Below are 16,476 nucleotides of genomic sequence, written 5' to 3'. Positions count from 1 at the left end.
TTTAAGCAGCCTTCTTGGCGGCTTGCTTGATCAGGCGGTCCACGGTAGGCGAGGACTGGGCGCCCACGCTCTTCCAGTACGTCAGACGGTCTTGCACGATGCGCAGGCCTTCTTCAGATTCCTTGGCGGTGGGGTTGTAGAAGCCGATGCGCTCGATGAAGCGGCCATCACGGCGCACGCGCTTGTCAGCAACGACGATGTTGAAGAACGGACGGCCCTTGGAGCCGCCGCGGGAGAGTCGAATGACGACCATGATTTATCCTTCGGGTGGTGAACTCCGGCAACATTTGCCTTGAGCCACTGTGTTCGCAACCATATTCGCAACGCTTGAGACACGCGACATGGCCACCCGGCCAGCGACACGCTGCAAAGCCCGCGATTATATCCATTTCCCTCTTCCATGCCCAAAATTCGTTCCAGCACCGACAGCGATATTCCCGCCATCACGGCCATTTACCAACACCATGTGCTTCACGGCACAGGCACCTTCGAGATCGATCCACCATCTGAAGCCGACATGGCAGGCCGCCGTGCCGACGTGCTGGCCCGAGGCCTGCCCTGGCTGGTGGCCGAAAAGGACGGCCAGGTGCTGGGCTATGCCTATGCCAACTGGTTCAAGCCCCGTCCAGCCTACCGGTTCTCTGCCGAGGACTCGATCTACGTGGCCGACAGCGCCCGCGGCATGGGCCTGGGCCGCAAGCTGCTGACCGAGCTGGCGGCCCAGGCCGAAGCAGCTGGGGTACGCAAGCTGCTGGCCGTGATTGGCGACTCGGCCAACGCGGGCTCGATCGGTGTGCACCGGGCGCTGGGCTTCACCGACGTGGGTGTCATGCGTTCGGTGGGATGGAAGTTCGGCGCTTGGCGCGACATCGTGCTCATGGAGAAAACCCTGGGCGCGGGCGACACCACATCGCCCGAATGAAAACGGCCCCCATGCTCGCCCCGCAGCACAGAGCGCAGCCCTCCGAAGCGGCCCCCTTGGAGACCACTTGTTCATCTTGGGGCGGCCCGACGATGAATAATGCCCCATGAAAAACAAAACTTTGGCGACATGGCTTGCCTTCGTGGGCGGGCCGCTGGGCCTTCACCGCTTTTACCTGCACGGGATCACCGACATGCTGGGCTGGCTGCTCCCGATACCGACGGCCCTCGGTATCTACGGCATCCAGCGCGTGCAGCAGCTCGGCCAGGACGACCACACCAGCTGGATGCTGATTCCTTTGCTGGGCTTCACGATTGCGGGCTGCGCCTTGCAAGCCATCCTGTTTGCACTCAAGACGCCCGAGGCGTGGAACGCGCGCTACAACCCCACGGCCGCACCCGACGCCCCGGCGGGCAGGACCCAATGGATCACCATCGGCGCCATCGTGGTCTCGCTGTTGGTGGGCACGGCGGTGCTGATGGCCAGCCTCGCGTTCAGCTTCCAACGGTACTTCGAGTACCAGATCGAGGAAGCTCGCAAGATCTCGCAGTGACCGACACCCACCAAGCGGACGCCCCATTAAATTCACATTCAAATGGGGCGTTAGCGCTTTTCCATATTGTCTGATTAGCTATACATTCAATAGCAAATCAGGAGTCAGGGCATTCAGAATATCTGCAGACTGATCCAGTACGCCACGGCAGCCACAAACGCACTGGCGGGGATGGTCAAGATCCACGCCCAGACGATATTGCCTGCCACGCCCCAGCGCACTGCGCTGGCGCGCTGCGTGGAGCCCACGCCCACGATGGCGCCTGTGATGGTGTGGGTAGTGGACACCGGAATACCCAGCGTTGTTGCCAGGAACAGGGTCAGCGCCCCGCCCGTCTCGGCACAGAAGCCGCCGACGGGCTTGAGCTTGGTGATCTTCTGGCCCATGGTTTTCACGATGCGCCAGCCGCCGAACATGGTTCCAAGGCCGATAGCCACGTAGCAGCTGACAATCGTCCAGGTGGGCGGCGAAGCATCGCTTGCCGACGAATACCCTGTGGCAATCAGCAGCAGCCAGATGATGCCGATGGTCTTTTGCGCATCGTTGCCGCCGTGGCCCAGGCTGTAGGCCCCTGCGGACACGAGCTGCAGGCGCCGGAACCATTTGTCCACCCGGCTTGGCCGCGTTCGCCGAAAGATGTGCGCCACAGCCACCATCATGAGAGAGCCCAGCAGGAAGCCGAGCAAGGGCGAAACGAAGATGAACGCCACGGTCTTGAGGATGCCGGTGGAGATCAGCGCGCTGGCACCCGCCTTGGCGATCACCGCCCCCACGATGCCGCCGATGAGCGCATGCGATGAGCTGCTGGGGATGCCGTAGTACCAGGTGATGACGTTCCAGGTGATGGCGCCCACCAAGGCACCGAACACCACATGGGTGTCCACGATGCCGGGCTGAACGATGCCCTTGCCCACCGTGGCGGCCACGCTCAGGTGGAAGACAAAGATCGCTACAAAGTTGAAGAACGCGGCGAACAGCACCGCCTGTGCGGGCTTGAGCACGCCGGTGGACACCACCGTGGCAATCGAATTGGCAGCGTCATGGAACCCGTTCATGAAATCGAACAGGATCGCCAGTGCCACGAGCAGAACCACAACCCAGAGGGCCGTTTGTACGGTTTCCATACTGGTCAGCCTGCCGGATCAGGAGTTTTCGAGGACGATGCCCTCGATGCAATTGGCCACGTCCTCGCACTTGTCGGTGATGGTCTCCAGCAGCTCGTAGATGGCCTTGAGCTTGATCACCTCGCGCACATCGGGCTCTTCACGGAAGAGCTTGCTCATGGCGCTGCGCATCACGCGGTCGGCGTCGGATTCGAGCTTGTCGATCTCTTCGCAGGTCTTGAGCGCGGCTTCAGCCACGGCCGGATCGGCGATCTTGTCGAGCAACTTGACGGCATCACGCAGGCGTTCGCAGCACTTGAGGCTCAGGTCGGTCAGGCGGGTGATCTCTTCCGTCATGTGGCGCACGTCGTACAGCGCCATGGTCTCGGCAGAGTCCTGAATCAGGTCGGCCACATCGTCCATGGTGTTGATCAGCGTGTGGATCTGCTCGCGGTCGATAGGGGTGATGAAGGTCTTGTGGATGGCCTTGTTCACCTCGTGCGTCACGCGGTCAGCAGCACGCTCGGCGTTGTCCACATCCTGGTTGTATTTGTCGCGCAGGTGCGGGTCGCTGTAGTTGGCCACCAGTTGCGAGAAAGCCCGGGCCGCCTCGACGATGCGGTCTGCATGCTGGTTGAACATTTCGAAAAAATTGCCTTCGCGTGGCAACAGCTTGGCAAACAGCATGGAGGCTCCTGGATCGGTATCGATTTTTTGAAAATGAGACAAAGCCATGACAAAACCATGACTTTTAAGTGACGGGCGAGTTTAACCGGCCGCCCTCACCCGCAGCCACGGGCGCCCGGCGCGGATACCGGGCAACACGCACCATTCATCAGGCACTGCGGAAAATGAAATACACAGCCCCCACCAGGCACAGGCCTGCCCAGAGGTAGTCCCACTTCAGGGGCTGGCCCATGTAGAACACCGCGAACGGCACGAACACCGCCAGCGTGATCACCTCCTGCATGATCTTGAGCTGCCCCACGTTGAACTGGGTAAACCCGATCCGGTTGGCGGGCACCTGCAGCAGGTACTCGAACAATGCAATGCCCCAACTCACCAGCGCTGCGGTGTACCAGGGTGACGTGGCCAGGTTCTTGAGGTGCCCGTACCAGGCGAAGGTCATGAAAACGTTGCTGGCAATCAGCAGCAACACGGTCTGGAGTGATACGGGCAAGGATTGCAGAGCGGACATCGACATGCGGCGACAGGTGGTGGCGGGATGGGTGCAAATTATGAACAAAATTGGCATCTGGCGCTTGATACACATCCGCCATAAGCTATAGAAAATATAGCAATCACTTCATACAAACGCCAACGCCTGCGCCAAAAAAAAAGCACCGCCGTGTGGCAGTGCCTTGTGCGACGCACCATGCGCCTGCCCCACGCAGGGCGGGCCGGGCATGGGTGTTGCCTTATTCGCCCAGGTAGGCGGCGCGCACCTTGGGATCGTTCAAGAGTTCCTGGCCGGGGCCGGCCATGGTGATCAGGCCGGACTCCATCACGTAGCCACGGTCGGCAATGGCCAGCGCCCGGCTCGCGTTCTGCTCCACCAGCAAAATGGTGACGCCCAGGGCGTACACATCGCGCACCACTTCAAAGATCTTGTCCACCATGATGGGCGACAGACCCATGGAGGGCTCGTCCAGCAGCAGCACCTTGGGCTGGCTCATCAGCGCACGGCCCATGGCCAGCATCTGCTGCTCACCGCCCGACATGGTTCCGGCCAGTTGGTCCTTGCGCTCGCGCAGGCGCGGGAAGATGGTGAACATCTTTTCGATGTCGGCCAGGATGCCTGCCTTATCGCGGCGCGTGTAGGCGCCCATCTGCAGGTTCTCGGTGATGGTCATGCGGGCGAACACGCCCCGGCCTTCCGGCACCATCACAAGGCCCTTCTTCACCAGATCCCACGCGCCTTTGCCCTTGATGCTTTCACCCAGGTAATGGATGTCGCCATCGTTCATGCCCAGGGTGCCGGTGATCGCCTTCATGGTGGTGGTCTTGCCAGCGCCGTTGGAGCCAATCAGCGAAACCAATTCCCCCTCGCGCACTTCAAAGTCCACGCCCTTCACGGCCTGGATACCGCCGTAGGCCACTTTCAGGCCCTTGACCTGCAGCAGTACCTTGTTGGATTTTTCGGCCATTCTCAATGTCCTCCGGTGCCCAGATAGGCCTCAATCACTTTTTCGTTCTTCTGCACGGTGGCAGGCGTACCTTCGGCGATCTGCTTGCCGTAGTCGAGCACCGTCACGCGGTCGCACAGGCCCATCACCAGCTTCACGTCGTGCTCGATGAGCAAGATGGTGCGGTTGTCGTTGCGGATGCGGTCGATCAGCTCGCGCAGCAGCACCTTTTCGGTGGCGTTCATGCCGGCTGCGGGCTCGTCCAGCGCAATCAGTTGCGGATCGGTGGCCAGGGCGCGGGCGATCTCCAGGCGGCGTTGGTCGCCGTACGACAGCGTGCGTGCCTTGTAGTCGGCGAACTTGCCAATGCCCACGTAGTCGAGCAGTTCCTGCGCGCGCTTGGCAATGGCCAGCTCTTCTTCCTTGAAACCCTTGGTGCGCAGCACCGCGCCCAGCAGGCCGGACTTGGTGCGGATGTGGCGGCCCACCATCACGTTTTCCAGCGCCGTCATTTCTGCAAACAGGCGGATGTTCTGGAAGGTGCGGGCAATGCCCGCCTTGGCCACTTCATGCACGGCCGTGGGCTCGTAAGGCTTGCCGGCGAGCTCAAAGGTGCCGCTGTCGGGGGTGTACAGGCCGGTGATCACGTTGAAGAACGTGGTCTTGCCCGCGCCGTTGGGACCGATCAGGCCATAGACCTGGCCACGCTCGATGGTGATGCCCACGTCGGAGAGGGCTTGCAGGCCACCAAAACGCTTGGAAATACCTGCAACCCGCAGCACCACGTCGCTGGCTGATTTCTGAATGTTCTCTGCCATGTTCTAACTTTCTGCGGTGTTCAGGTCTTCTGCGTGAGGCTCTTGCCATGGTCGGGCGCTGGCCACAGACCACGGGGACGCATCAGCATGATGATGATCATGGCCAGTGCGATCAGCAGCTGGCGCAGGATGGCGGAGTCCAGACGGCCGTCCGTCATGGCCTGCAGCGGGCCTGCCACGTAGCGCAGCACTTCGGGCAAGGCCGACAGCAGCACGGCCCCCAGGATCACGCCGGGAATGTGGCCGATACCGCCCAGCACCACCATGGCGACGATCATGACCGACTCCATCAGGCTGAACGACTCGGGCGACACAAAGCCCTGGAACGCACCGAACATCGCACCCGACACGCCGCCAAACGAAGCGCCCATGCCGAAGGCCAGCAGCTTCATGTTGCGGGTGTTGATGCCCATCGCCTTGGCGGCGATTTCATCTTCACGGATGGCCATCCAGGCGCGGCCGATGCGTGAGTCCTGCAGGCGATAGCAAATAACGATGGAGATCACCACCAGAACCAGGAACAGGTAGTAGTACAGCGTGACGGAGCTGATATCAAAGCCGAACACCTCCAGGCGCTTGCCCAGGTCCAGGCCAAAAATCTTGACCGAGTCGATCTGGCCCAGGCCCTTGGGGCCGTTGGTCAGGTTGACGGGGTGGTCCAGGTTGTTCAGGAAGATACGGATGATTTCGCCGAAGCCCAAGGTCACGATGGCCAGGTAGTCCCCGCGCAACTTGAGCGTGGGCGCCCCCAAAAGCGCTCCGAAGAACGCCGCCAGTAATGCCGCCACCGGTATCACCAGCCACAGCGAGGTGTGCAAGCCGTTGGGGAACATGGCGGCAAACGCCGCAAAGTTGTCCGCAAGGTGCGGCGAGGCCATCAAGGCAAACAGGTAGGCGCCCACGGCGTAGAACGCCACGTAGCCCAGGTCCAGCAGGCCGGCGTAGCCCACCACGATGTTCAGGCCCAGGGCCAGCAGCACATACAGCAGCGCCAGGTCGGCAATGCGCACCCAGGCGTTGCCGAAGGATTGCAGGATCAGCGGCAGCACCAGCAGCGCGACGGCGCCGATGATCCAGTTGGTTTTGGTGTTCTTCATGGTGTGAGGCTCCTCAGGCGCGATCGGCCACACGCTCACCCAGCAGGCCCGAAGGACGCAGCGTCAGGATGATGATGAGCACGATGAACGCAAAGATGTCGGTGTAGTGGCTGCCCAGCAGACCGCCCGTGAGCGTGCCGATGTAGCCCGAGCCGATGGCTTCGATGAGACCCAGCAAAATGCCGCCCACCACTGCACCGGCCAAGTTGCCAATGCCGCCGAACACCGCCGCCGTGAAGGCCTTGAGGCCCGGCAGGAAGCCCATGGTGTGCTGCGCCGTGCCGTAGTTGGAGGCATACATGATGCCGGCCACGGCGGCCAGAATGGCGCCGATGATGAAGGTGGCGGAAATCACCATGTCGGGCTTGACGCCCATCAGGGAAGCAACGCGGGGGTTCTCCGCCGTGGCGCGCATCGCGCGGCCCAGGTTGGTGTGGTTCACCAGGTACACCAGCGAGGCCAGGGCAACAGCGGTCACGCCCAGGATCAGGATCTGTGTGGGGGTGATGTAAGCGCCACCCACCTCGAACGGCGCGCTGGGCAACATCGTGGGATAGGGCTTGTAGTTGGGCTTCCAGATGATCATGGCCAGCGTCTGCAGCAGGATCGACATGCCGATGGCGGTGATCAGGGGGGCGAGACGAGGACTGTTGCGCAGAGGGCGGTAGGCCACCTTCTCGATCACAAAATTGAGCGTTGCGGCAACCACGCAGGCAATGAGGGTGGCCAGCAGCAGGATGAGCCAGCCCGGGGCGCCAGGCATTGCAGCCTGCATCATTCCTATACAACTCCAACTGGTCAGAGCCCCGATCATGAGCACTTCGCCGTGGGCGAAATTGATCAGCTGAATAATGCCGTACACCATCGTGTAGCCCAAGGCTATCAAGGCGTACATGCTGCCGAGTACCAGACCGTTGATGATCTGTTGCAGCAAAATGTCCATAAGAGAAGTCCTTCGTTTGTAACGTACCCACCGCTTTGGCACCGGAATCGGTACAGCCTTGTGGGCCCGACTGCCATCTAGCAAAAAACCCGCCAGAAGTGCAGCTGTGCGGGTTTGTGGACGGGATTGTAGCGAGTAGTCACAAGCGGCCCCCACCAAGCCGGGCGGGGTTTTCCCTCGGGTTGGCGCCACATCAGCGCGCAACGCAATCCATAAGCTCACATGATGCAAGCAGGAAAATTGATGTGCAAACTTATTACCAGCTTCATGCCAAATCAGCATGACGCGGGGTGCGCCTCCCATGGGCAGAGGTTCAGGACTTTTCGTCCGGCCCATCCTCCAGATCGGCCGAAACATTGCGCGCACGCAGCTCACGCAATTTCTGTGCAATCTTGATTTCGAGCCCGCGCTCCACCGGCGCGTAAAAACCGGGCTCCGGCATGCCCTCGGGCAGGTAGTTTTCGCCTGCGGCGAAGCCGCCCTCTTCGTCGTGCGCGTAGCGGTAGCCCTTGCCGTAGTCGAGCTGTTTCATGAGCTGTGTTGGTGCGTTGCGCAGGTGCATGGGCACGGGGCGGGTGCCGTCCTGCTTCACCCAGGCGCGGGCTGCGTTGTAGGCCTTGTAGACCGCGTTGGACTTGGGCGCCACGGCCAGGTACACCACACACTCGGCCAGGGCCAGCTCACCCTCGGGGCTGCCCAGGCGCTCGTACACCTCGGTCGCGTCCAGCGCCAGGCGCAGCGCACGCGGGTCGGCCAGGCCGATGTCCTCGCTGGCCATGCGCACCAGGCGGCGCGCCATGTAGCGCGGGTCGGCACCGCCGTCGAGCATGCGCACCAGCCAATACAGCGCGGCATCGGGGTCGGAGCCGCGCACCGACTTGTGCAGCGCGCTGATGGTGTCGTAGAACTGCTCGCCGCCCTTGTCATAGCGGCGCATGCGCTCGCCCAGCACCTTGAGCAGCCAGGCGTCGGTGATCTCGGACAGCTTCTCCTGCGTGGCCGCCATGGCCAGGGTTTCGAGTGTGTTGAGCAATCTGCGGGCATCGCCATCGGCATAGGCCACCAGGCGGTCAATTGCTACATCTTCGATAGCTGGTAGCGCTTTCTCCGCCTGCGCCAGAGCCACTATTTGCTTCAAATCCTGTTCGGACAGCGGCTGCAGCACGTACACGGCGGCGCGGGATAGCAGCGCCGAGTTCACCTCGAACGACGGGTTTTCGGTGGTTGCACCAATGAAGGTAAACAACCCGCTCTCCACATGCGGCAAGAAGGCATCTTGCTGGCTCTTGTTGAAGCGGTGCACTTCATCCACGAAGACGATCGTGCGCTGCTGCATCAGACCATCACGCGCGGCCTCGGCACGTTCGACCGCTTCGCGGATGTCCTTGACCCCCCCCAGCACGGCACTGATGCTGATGAACTGCGCGTCAAAGGCATCGGCCATGAGCCGCGCGATGGTCGTCTTGCCCACACCCGGCGGGCCCCAGAGGATGCAGCTGTGCGGGCGGCCCGATTCGAACGCGAGCCGCAGCGGCATGCCCGGGCCCAGCACATGCTGCTGCCCGATCACCTCGCCCAGCGTGCGGGGCCGCAGGCGCTCGGCCAGGGGCTGGTGGGCCGAGGGGTGGGCCTGGGAAGGTGCTGCGGAGGCACTGCGTGCTGCCATGTTCGTATCCTGTCTACATCACGCTGATTTTTAAGCCAAATTGGCCTCTAGCGCTTATCTGATAAGCGCTGGCAGCTATATTTTTCGCAGCAACTTACTGCTTCACCACATCCGCTCCAGCGGGCGGCTTGAACTGGAAGGTGCTGGCGGACAGCCCTGCGTTGGCCTGCATGCCATTGAAACGAATCAGGGAGCGCTGGCCAAAGCTGTCCAGAATGTCGAGGGCCGCCAGTTGCTCACCCGCAAAACCCACGCGCACGCTCTTGAGCTGGCCATCCTTGGTCTTGGGGCTGGCCAGCACCCACTGCAGGCCATCCTGCTCAGGCGCTGCTTCGAGCGTGAACTCGGCCTTGAGCGCCGACAGGTCGGGGGCCGATGCGAGCAGCGCGGCGGGCGTGCTGCCCAGCGCCTGTGACTGCGAACGCTGGGTGACCTGGTTCAGGTCCACGTCGTACAGCCACAGGGTCTGGCCATCGGCCACGATGGTCTGCTCGAAGGGTTTCTTGTAGACGAACTTGAAACGCCCGGGGCGCTGGAATTCAAAACTGCCGCTTGATGTCTTGGTGCGCGCGGTCTGGCCGTCCTTGGGGGGCGAAGTCACGGTCTGCGTGAAATCCGCCTTGCCCGTTTGTGTGCCCTTCATGAACGATTCAAGGCTTTTCAAGCCATCAGCGCTTGCCAGCGTTGCGCTGGCAGCTATCAAAATTGCAGTAACGGTCTTTTTCAAAAGGAACTCCTGTGGGGCATGGGCTGGGCTCATCGCCCTGCCCTTGTCATTCGCTGCGCGCGGGAACCAGCACTTCGCGCTGACCGCTGGTGGTCAGGCCACTCACGAGGCCCGCCTTTTCCATGTCTTCCAGCAGCCGCGCCGAGCGGTTGTAGCCAATGCGCAGCTTGCGCTGCACGTACGAGATGCTCGCCTTGCGGTCCTTGAGCACCACTTCGACGGCCTGGTCGTACATGGGGTCCTTCTCGCCCCCTTCACCACCGCCGCCGTCCCCTGACAGATCACCGTCGCCATCCACAGTTCCGCCTTCGAGCACGCCCTCTATGTAGTCCGGCTCCCCTTGTTCCTTGAGGTAACTGACGACACGGTGTACTTCCTCGTCCGACACGAAGGCCCCGTGCACGCGGATCGGCAGGCCCGTGCCACTGGCCATGTAGAGCATGTCACCCATGCCCAGTAGCGCCTCGGCGCCCATCTGGTCGAGAATGGTGCGGCTGTCGATCTTGGAGCCCACCGAGAACGCGATGCGGGTGGGGATATTGGCCTTGATCAGGCCGGTGATCACGTCCACGCTGGGGCGCTGGGTGGCCAGGATCAGGTGGATACCCGCCGCGCGCGCCTTCTGCGCCAGGCGGGCGATGAGTTCTTCGATCTTCTTGCCCACCACCATCATCAGGTCGGCCAGCTCGTCAATGATGACCACGATGTGCGGCAGGCGCTGCAGCGGTTCGGGCTCTTCGGGCGTCAGGCTGAAGGGGTTGTAGATGAACTCCTCGCGCGCCTTGGCTTCGTCGATCTTGGTGTTGTAGCCCGCCAGGTTGCGCACGCCCAGCTTCGACATGAGCTTGTAGCGCCGCTCCATCTCGGCCACGCACCAGTTCAGGCCGTGCGCCGCCTGCTTCATGTCGGTGACCACGGGCGCCAACAGGTGCGGGATGCCTTCGTACACCGACATTTCCAGCATCTTGGGGTCGATCATCAACAGGCGCACATCGCGCGCCTCGGCCTTGTACAGCAGCGACAGGATCATCGCGTTGATCCCCACCGACTTGCCCGAGCCCGTGGTACCCGCCACCAGCACGTGCGGCATCTTCGCAAGGTCTGCCACCACCGGGTTGCCCACGATGTCCTTGCCCAGGCCCATGGTGAGCATGCTCTTGGCCTCGTGGTACACCTGCGAGCCCAAAATTTCGGACAGGCGGATGGACTGCCGCTTGGCGTTGGGCAGCTCCAGCGCCATGAAGTTCTTGCCGGGGATGGTCTCCACCACGCGGATCGACACCAGGCTGAGCGAACGCGCCAAGTCCTTGGCCAGGCCCACAATCTGCGAGCCCTTCACGCCGGTGGCAGGCTCGATCTCGTAGCGCGTGATGACTGGGCCGGGCATGGCGGCCACCACGCGCACTTCCACGCCAAAGTCCTTGAGCTTTTTCTCGATGAGGCGGCTGGTCATCTCCAGCGTCTCGGGCGCCACGGTTTCCTGGCGCTGCAGCGGGCCATCGAGCAGGTCCACCAGTGGCAGCTTGCTGTCGGGCATCTCGGTGAACAGCGGCTTCTGGCGCTCCTTAACCACGCGGGTGCTCTGCGGCACGTCTACCAGCACGGGTTCGATGATCTGGATCGGTTGGGGGTGGTGCACCTCGCTTTCGGTGCGTTCCTCGAGCACCACCACTTCACGCTCGCGCGCGGCCTTGCGGCCCACAGCCACATCCTTGGCCACTTCGCGCTTGGCCAGGCGCGACTGCACCAATGCGTCGATGCGCCCTCCCACAATTTCCGCGACATGGCCCCAGGAGAAACGGAACACCAGCGCCGCCCCCAGCACAGCCAGCACGATCGCCAGCAGGCCCGAGCCCGTAAAACCCAGCCACTTCACACTGGCAGGCCCCGTGATGTAGCCCAGCACGCCACCAGCATGCCCCGGCAGGAACGCTTCAAACCGGTACAGGCGCGACCACTCCAGCGCAGTGCTGGCACACATCAACACCACCAGCCCCACCCAGAACATGGCCCGCCTGCGCATCGGGCTTACCGCGCCCGGGGCCGATTCGCCGCCGCGCATCCACCGCGCCAGCGACGACAACCAGGCCCGCACACCGGCCGCCACACACCACCACACCGAAAAACCCAGTGCAAAGTAGCTGCCATCGGCCAGCCACGCACCAAACCGGCCTGCCCAGTTGGCGACCAAACGCCCACCCCGGGCGCCCGAAGTGGACCAAGCGGCATCCTGCGCGGAATAGCTCAGCAGGGCCAGCAACCAGAAAACCAGGGCCAGCAGCCCCACCATCAGGCCAATTTCGTGGCCAAAACGGGCAGCGCCCGCACGCGGCGGCGACTTCGCCGCAGCCGATGCATTCAGGGTATTGAGGGAATAGGTCATAAGCGTGCCGGGCGAGCTTACCGCAAGCCCCCCGGGCATGACACCCGGGCTGAAGCGTTGCTAACTCAACGCGTTCAGTCGGTCCTTGAGGACAGTGGCGCCACTGGGCAATGCCTCGATAAAGCCACGCTCTTCCAGATCTTTCATCACGCGGCTGACCATCTCGCGGGAGGCGCCCACCATCTTGGCCAGGTCCTGCCGGGAGATTTTGTCTTTGATCACCAACTGGCCCTGAGCGTCGGGCACCGCAAAGTCCAGCAGGGCATGGGCCACACGCCCATACACATCCAGCAACGCCAGTGACTCAATCTTGCGGTCGGCATGGCGCAGACGCTTGACCAGCCCCCGCATCACCACCAGCGACATGGAGGCGTTCTCTGTGAGGCAACGCGCGAACTCTGCGCGCCCGAGCATGAGCACATCGGTCTGCACCTCGGCACGCACCGTGGCCGAGTGGGGTTCGTTGTCGATGATGCTCATCTCGCCGAGGTAGTCGCCCTGCGCGAGGGTGGCCAAAATCACCTCACGCCCCCGGCTGTCCGATGTCATCACGCGGGCGCGCCCCGTGAGCAGGATGAACAGGGCGTTGGATTTTTGCCCTTGCTCCACCAGCGCCTCGCCACGCTTGAAGCGGCGCTTGATCACCGCACCACTGATCACCTCGGCCTGGGCCACCGTAAGCAGCGAAAACAAGGGCACCCGGCGCAGCAGGTCCAGGTTGGACAACATCGTCGACATGAAAACTCCTCTCTAGAGCGACCCAACCGGAGCCGCACGGGTTGTGCAAGGGGTATCAATGGGTTCTTACAATCGCCGTGATTGAAAAAGGGACCGCTCGCGTGAGCGGTGCACGGTTGATACTTGCCAGTTCAACCCCCAGCTTCCCCAACAGCGCCGCATGTAGCAGGCGCAAAACACAGGCTTTTACCATGTCCACCACCCAACACGCGAAAGTTCTGATCCTTGGCTCTGGCCCTGCGGGCTACACCGCAGCGGTTTATGCCGCCCGCGCCAACCTGAACCCGGTGCTCATCACCGGCATGGCCCAGGGTGGCCAGCTGATGACCACGACCGAGGTGGACAACTGGCCGGCCGACGTGCATGGTGTGCAGGGGCCGGAGCTGATGCAGCGCTTTCTGGAGCACGCCGAGCGCTTCAAGACCCAGATCATCTTTGACCACATCAACAAGGTCGATTTCAGCCAGCGCCCCTTCACCCTCACCGGCGACAGCGGCACCTACACCTGCGATGCGCTGATCCTGGCCACTGGCGCATCGGCCAAGTACCTGGGCCTGCCTTCGGAAGAGGCCTTCATGGGCAAAGGCGTGTCGGGCTGCGCCACCTGCGACGGCTTCTTCTACCGCGAGCAGGACGTCTGCGTGGTCGGTGGCGGCAATACGGCGGTAGAAGAAGCGCTGTACCTGTCGAACATCGCCCGTAAGGTCACCCTGGTGCACCGACGCGACAAGTTCAAGGCCGAGCCCATCCTGGTGGACAAGCTCAACGAAAAGGTCGCGGCCGGCAAGATTGAGCTCAAGCTGTTTCACACGCTCGACGAAGTGCTGGGCGACAACACGGGCGTGACCGGCATCCGCATCAAGAGCACCAAGGACGGCAGCACGGAAGACATCAAGCTGCAGGGCTGCTTCATCGCCATCGGCCACGCGCCCAACACCGAGATCTTCCAGGGCCAACTGGAGATGGAGAACGGCTACATCATCACCCAGGGCGGCCTCAAGGGTTTTGCCACCCAGACCAGCGTGCCCGGCGTGTTTGCCGCAGGCGATGTGCAGGACCATGTGTACCGCCAAGCGATCACGAGCGCGGGCACGGGCTGCATGGCGGCACTGGACGCCCAGCGCTTCCTGGAACAAGAGTCTTGATTAAAAACTGGGCAGCAGGCTATAATCTGCGGCTTTGCTGAATTCGGCCCGTTTTTGCGGTCCTTTCGAAACAGGCAAATCAATCGGGTTACCGCCACCCTTTCTGGCGAGGTGAGGCCGCAAGCCAACCTGGGCACACAAGCCCAGGGCCCAGCGAACGGCCGTTAAAAAGTATCGGAGTGTCCTCATGGCACGCGTCTGCGACGTAACGGGCAAGAAGCCCATGGTCGGGAACAACGTTTCCCACGCCAACAACAAAACCAAGCGCCGGTTCCTGCCGAACCTGCAATACCGCCGTTTCTGGGTCGAGACCGAAAATCGCTGGGTTCGCCTGCGCGTTTCGAGCGCTGCCCTGCGTTTGATCGACAAGAACGGTATCGACTCGGTGCTCGCAGACCTGCGCGCACGTGGTCAGGCTTAAGGAGAAGCACCATGGCAAGCAAAGGCGGACGCGACAAGATCAAGCTGGAATCCACTGCGGGTACCGGCCACTTCTACACCACGACCAAGAACAAAAAGACCATGCCCGAGAAAATGCTGATCATGAAATTTGATCCAAAAGCTCGCAAGCATGTGGAATACAAGGAAATGAAGCTGAAGTAATTCGGCCCTTTCCCCAAAAAAACCGCCCGTCCAGGGCGGTTTTTTTTATGCCTGCTGCGCAGACCTTTCACCCAGACTCTTTACTCAAGCAACCTTGCGCGGCACGGGCAACTCGGCCATCTGCGCAGCCAGCAAGGCGCCCAACGTGCGGTAGCCCGCCTCCACTTCGGCCGTGAACGGCATCCCACAGCTCAGCCGCAAGAAGTGCTCATACCGCCCGGTGTTGGAGAACATGGGGCCCGGGGCCACACGGATACCGTTTTGCAGCGCCTCGTCGTACAGGCGCGTGGAAGAGATGCCGACCGGCAGCTCCAGCCACAGGCTCAGGCCACCCGGCGGGAGGCTCAGGCGTGTGCCCATGGGAAAGTAGCGCGCTACGGCCCTCGCCGCCTGTTCTCGCTGGATGCGCAGCTGCGCCCGCATGCGGCGCATGTGGCGCTCGTAGGCCGGAGAGTCCACACTGCGCGCCGCCAGCAGCTGCGACCAGGTCTGCATGTTGCGCGTGCGAGCGAACTTGATCATCTGCACACGGGCCTGCCAGCGCCCCGCGCTCATCCAGCCCTGGCGCAAACCGGGAGCAAAGCTCTTGCTGAGCGATGCGCAATAGATCACCTGCCCGGCATCGCCCTGCCGGTCCCAGGCCTTGGCGGGCCGCAGCACGTGCGGCGACTCCACGAACTCCCGGTAGATGTCGTCCTCGATGAGGGCTAAGCCATGCTCCACGCACAGAGCCACCAGTCGCTCCTTGTGCGCATCGGGCATCACGCTGCCCTGCGGCATCTGCAGGTGGGGGACCACCACAACACCCTTGAGCCGTGGTTCGTTGCGCGCGGCCAGTTCCAGGGCTTCGAGCGACATGCCGGTGTGCGGGCTGCAGGGGATCTCCAGCGCGCGCAGCCCCCGCACCTCGATGGCCTGCAGGATGCCAAAGAAGGTGGGCGATTCGACGGCGATCACGTCGCCCGGCTCGGCGACGGCGTCCAGCGCCAGGTTCACCGCTTCGGAGTTGCCAAGTGTTGCGCCAATGTCGGCTGGCGCAACACACACGCCGAAGGTGAGCGCATGCCGGGCCATGGCCTGCTGGAATTCGGGGTGGGTGGTGGGCGCGGACGGGCCGTACACCAGGACGTCGGGTTGCTCACGCAACAGGCCATGGGCCAGGCGGTTGAGCGCTGCTGCATCAAACAGGCTCGGCGCGGGCATGGCGCTGCCCAAGTCCAGCGGCAGCGGGCCTGCGCGGCGGGCTTTTTCGAGAAAACCGGAAATGCGCTCGTTGATGCCCGCAAACACCCGCGGGTCGTGGGCCAGCGGCTCGTGCAACTCGGGCTCGCGCGCCCGGGGCAACGCCACATCGCCCGGCTCCCGCACAAAGTAGCCCACCCGCTCGCGCGCCTCCACGCAGCCCAGGGATTCGAGATGCCGCAACACCTGCAGCGCGGTGGTCAGGCTCACTTGGTGCCGCTGGCACAGCTCCCTCACCGACGGCATGCGCATGCCAGGCGTCAGGCTGCCAGCGGCTATGGCCTGTTCGTACAAAGCTGCCAGTTGGCGGTAGAGCGGGGCATCCCGCGAATCGGAAGAATGTGACATGGCGGGTATGGGGTACTGCTGCCGAGCCGTGGCGCAGGCTCAGAAGCCTAGAAGCGCATCGT

The 16,476-nt window shown here is 62.7% G+C and carries 18 protein-coding genes; 5 read left to right on the top strand and 13 right to left on the bottom strand.

Going from position 1 to position 16,476, the window contains the following annotated elements:
• Position 1: 1 nt before the first annotated feature.
• Complete coding sequence (gene rpsP, locus C8C93_RS01445; protein ID WP_008904984.1) at positions 2-253, bottom strand: 30S ribosomal protein S16; 252 nt, start codon at positions 251-253, stop codon at positions 2-4.
• 147 nt (positions 254-400) lie between these two features.
• Between rpsP and C8C93_RS01440 the strand changes: the two genes are divergently transcribed.
• Together C8C93_RS01440 and C8C93_RS01435 are read left to right on the top strand one after the other, a co-directional pair.
• The gene (locus tag C8C93_RS01440) at positions 401-922 is read left to right on the top strand and encodes a GNAT family N-acetyltransferase (RefSeq protein WP_055403054.1); all 522 of its coding nucleotides are present in this window, start codon (positions 401-403) and stop codon (positions 920-922) included.
• A gap of 106 nt (positions 923-1,028) precedes the next feature.
• On the top strand, positions 1,029-1,475 hold the full coding sequence (locus C8C93_RS01435; RefSeq protein WP_121505671.1) for a TM2 domain-containing protein: 447 nt from the start codon (positions 1,029-1,031) through the stop codon (positions 1,473-1,475).
• A gap of 113 nt (positions 1,476-1,588) precedes the next feature.
• On the opposite strand, the gene C8C93_RS01430 is transcribed toward C8C93_RS01435, so the two are convergent.
• The 11 genes from C8C93_RS01430 to C8C93_RS01380 all read right to left on the bottom strand — a co-directional run bounded on the left by C8C93_RS01430 (position 1,589) and on the right by C8C93_RS01380 (position 13,076).
• Positions 1,589-2,599, bottom strand: a complete 1,011-nt coding sequence (locus C8C93_RS01430) for an inorganic phosphate transporter (protein WP_055403058.1) — start codon at positions 2,597-2,599, stop codon at positions 1,589-1,591.
• 18 nt (positions 2,600-2,617) lie between these two features.
• A complete protein-coding gene (locus C8C93_RS01425) occupies positions 2,618-3,265 on the bottom strand; it encodes a DUF47 domain-containing protein (protein ID WP_055403060.1) in 648 nt (215 codons plus the stop codon).
• 148 nt (positions 3,266-3,413) lie between these two features.
• Positions 3,414-3,776, bottom strand: a complete 363-nt coding sequence (locus tag C8C93_RS01420; protein ID WP_055403097.1) for a DMT family protein — start codon at positions 3,774-3,776, stop codon at positions 3,414-3,416.
• A 220-nt stretch (positions 3,777-3,996) separates the two neighbouring features.
• Complete coding sequence (locus C8C93_RS01415) at positions 3,997-4,725, bottom strand: ABC transporter ATP-binding protein (protein WP_055403062.1); 729 nt, start codon at positions 4,723-4,725, stop codon at positions 3,997-3,999.
• A 2-nt stretch (positions 4,726-4,727) separates the two neighbouring features.
• A complete protein-coding gene (locus C8C93_RS01410; protein WP_055403064.1) occupies positions 4,728-5,522 on the bottom strand; it encodes an ABC transporter ATP-binding protein in 795 nt (264 codons plus the stop codon).
• 20 nt (positions 5,523-5,542) lie between these two features.
• Positions 5,543-6,619, bottom strand: coding sequence for an ABC transporter ATP-binding protein (locus C8C93_RS01405; RefSeq protein ID WP_121505670.1), 1,077 nt, complete (start codon positions 6,617-6,619; stop codon positions 5,543-5,545).
• A 13-nt stretch (positions 6,620-6,632) separates the two neighbouring features.
• Positions 6,633-7,562, bottom strand: coding sequence for a branched-chain amino acid ABC transporter permease (locus C8C93_RS01400; RefSeq protein WP_055403068.1), 930 nt, complete (start codon positions 7,560-7,562; stop codon positions 6,633-6,635).
• Positions 7,563-7,875: 313 nt separating this feature from the next.
• A complete protein-coding gene (locus C8C93_RS01395; RefSeq protein ID WP_121505669.1) occupies positions 7,876-9,228 on the bottom strand; it encodes a replication-associated recombination protein A in 1,353 nt (450 codons plus the stop codon).
• Between the two features lie 94 nt (positions 9,229-9,322).
• Positions 9,323-9,955: an outer membrane lipoprotein chaperone LolA gene (gene lolA, locus C8C93_RS01390; protein ID WP_121505668.1), complete on the bottom strand. Its 633-nt coding sequence runs from the start codon at positions 9,953-9,955 to the stop codon at positions 9,323-9,325.
• A 46-nt stretch (positions 9,956-10,001) separates the two neighbouring features.
• Positions 10,002-12,338: a DNA translocase FtsK gene (locus C8C93_RS01385; RefSeq protein WP_121505667.1), complete on the bottom strand. Its 2,337-nt coding sequence runs from the start codon at positions 12,336-12,338 to the stop codon at positions 10,002-10,004.
• Between the two features lie 60 nt (positions 12,339-12,398).
• Positions 12,399-13,076: a Crp/Fnr family transcriptional regulator gene (locus C8C93_RS01380; protein ID WP_121505666.1), complete on the bottom strand. Its 678-nt coding sequence runs from the start codon at positions 13,074-13,076 to the stop codon at positions 12,399-12,401.
• Positions 13,077-13,267: 191 nt separating this feature from the next.
• On the opposite strand from C8C93_RS01380, the gene trxB reads away from it, so the two are divergent.
• The 3 genes from trxB (at position 13,268) to rpmG (ending at position 14,824) form a co-directional block, all read left to right on the top strand.
• Positions 13,268-14,221: a thioredoxin-disulfide reductase gene (gene trxB / locus C8C93_RS01375; protein ID WP_055403077.1), complete on the top strand. Its 954-nt coding sequence runs from the start codon at positions 13,268-13,270 to the stop codon at positions 14,219-14,221.
• A gap of 187 nt (positions 14,222-14,408) precedes the next feature.
• Positions 14,409-14,642 carry a 50S ribosomal protein L28 gene (gene rpmB, locus C8C93_RS01370; RefSeq protein WP_007859763.1) on the top strand — a complete coding sequence of 78 codons (234 nt, stop codon included), beginning with the start codon at positions 14,409-14,411 and terminating at the stop codon, positions 14,640-14,642.
• 11 nt (positions 14,643-14,653) lie between these two features.
• The gene (gene rpmG, locus C8C93_RS01365; RefSeq protein ID WP_008904999.1) at positions 14,654-14,824 is read left to right on the top strand and encodes a 50S ribosomal protein L33; all 171 of its coding nucleotides are present in this window, start codon (positions 14,654-14,656) and stop codon (positions 14,822-14,824) included.
• An 84-nt stretch (positions 14,825-14,908) separates the two neighbouring features.
• Here rpmG and C8C93_RS01360 read toward each other — a convergent pair whose 3' ends face one another.
• A complete protein-coding gene (locus tag C8C93_RS01360) occupies positions 14,909-16,414 on the bottom strand; it encodes a PLP-dependent aminotransferase family protein (RefSeq protein WP_121505665.1) in 1,506 nt (501 codons plus the stop codon).
• Between the last annotated feature and the right edge of the window lie 62 nt (positions 16,415-16,476).

This window comes from Acidovorax sp. 93 (assembly GCF_003633835.1).
GTDB classification, from domain to species: Bacteria; Pseudomonadota; Gammaproteobacteria; order Burkholderiales; family Burkholderiaceae_C; genus Acidovorax; species Acidovorax facilis.
The sequence above is the reverse complement of the archived record's forward strand: the minus strand, read 5'-3'. Positions and strand labels throughout refer to the sequence as shown.

Excerpts from the sequence above, each read along its gene's own strand:
- C8C93_RS01395 (WP_121505669.1), bottom strand. The coding sequence starts at position 9,228 with ATGGCAGCACGCAGTGCCTCCGCAGCACCTTCCCAGGCCCACCCCTCG.
- C8C93_RS01385 (WP_121505667.1), bottom strand. The coding sequence starts at position 12,338 with ATGACCTATTCCCTCAATACCCTGAATGCATCGGCTGCGGCGAAGTCG.
- C8C93_RS01360 (WP_121505665.1), bottom strand. The coding sequence starts at position 16,414 with ATGTCACATTCTTCCGATTCGCGGGATGCCCCGCTCTACCGCCAACTG.
- C8C93_RS01420 (WP_055403097.1), bottom strand. The coding sequence starts at position 3,776 with ATGTCCGCTCTGCAATCCTTGCCCGTATCACTCCAGACCGTGTTGCTG.
- C8C93_RS01405 (WP_121505670.1), bottom strand. The coding sequence starts at position 6,619 with ATGAAGAACACCAAAACCAACTGGATCATCGGCGCCGTCGCGCTGCTG.
- rpmG (WP_008904999.1), top strand. The coding sequence starts at position 14,654 with ATGGCAAGCAAAGGCGGACGCGACAAGATCAAGCTGGAATCCACTGCG.
- C8C93_RS01430 (WP_055403058.1), bottom strand. The coding sequence starts at position 2,599 with ATGGAAACCGTACAAACGGCCCTCTGGGTTGTGGTTCTGCTCGTGGCA.
- C8C93_RS01415 (WP_055403062.1), bottom strand. The coding sequence starts at position 4,725 with ATGGCCGAAAAATCCAACAAGGTACTGCTGCAGGTCAAGGGCCTGAAA.
- C8C93_RS01380 (WP_121505666.1), bottom strand. The coding sequence starts at position 13,076 with ATGTCGACGATGTTGTCCAACCTGGACCTGCTGCGCCGGGTGCCCTTG.
- C8C93_RS01400 (WP_055403068.1), bottom strand. The coding sequence starts at position 7,562 with ATGGACATTTTGCTGCAACAGATCATCAACGGTCTGGTACTCGGCAGC.
- trxB (WP_055403077.1), top strand. The coding sequence starts at position 13,268 with ATGTCCACCACCCAACACGCGAAAGTTCTGATCCTTGGCTCTGGCCCT.
- C8C93_RS01425 (WP_055403060.1), bottom strand. The coding sequence starts at position 3,265 with ATGCTGTTTGCCAAGCTGTTGCCACGCGAAGGCAATTTTTTCGAAATG.
- C8C93_RS01410 (WP_055403064.1), bottom strand. The coding sequence starts at position 5,522 with ATGGCAGAGAACATTCAGAAATCAGCCAGCGACGTGGTGCTGCGGGTT.
- C8C93_RS01440 (WP_055403054.1), top strand. The coding sequence starts at position 401 with ATGCCCAAAATTCGTTCCAGCACCGACAGCGATATTCCCGCCATCACG.
- C8C93_RS01435 (WP_121505671.1), top strand. The coding sequence starts at position 1,029 with ATGAAAAACAAAACTTTGGCGACATGGCTTGCCTTCGTGGGCGGGCCG.
- rpmB (WP_007859763.1), top strand. The coding sequence starts at position 14,409 with ATGGCACGCGTCTGCGACGTAACGGGCAAGAAGCCCATGGTCGGGAAC.
- rpsP (WP_008904984.1), bottom strand. The coding sequence starts at position 253 with ATGGTCGTCATTCGACTCTCCCGCGGCGGCTCCAAGGGCCGTCCGTTC.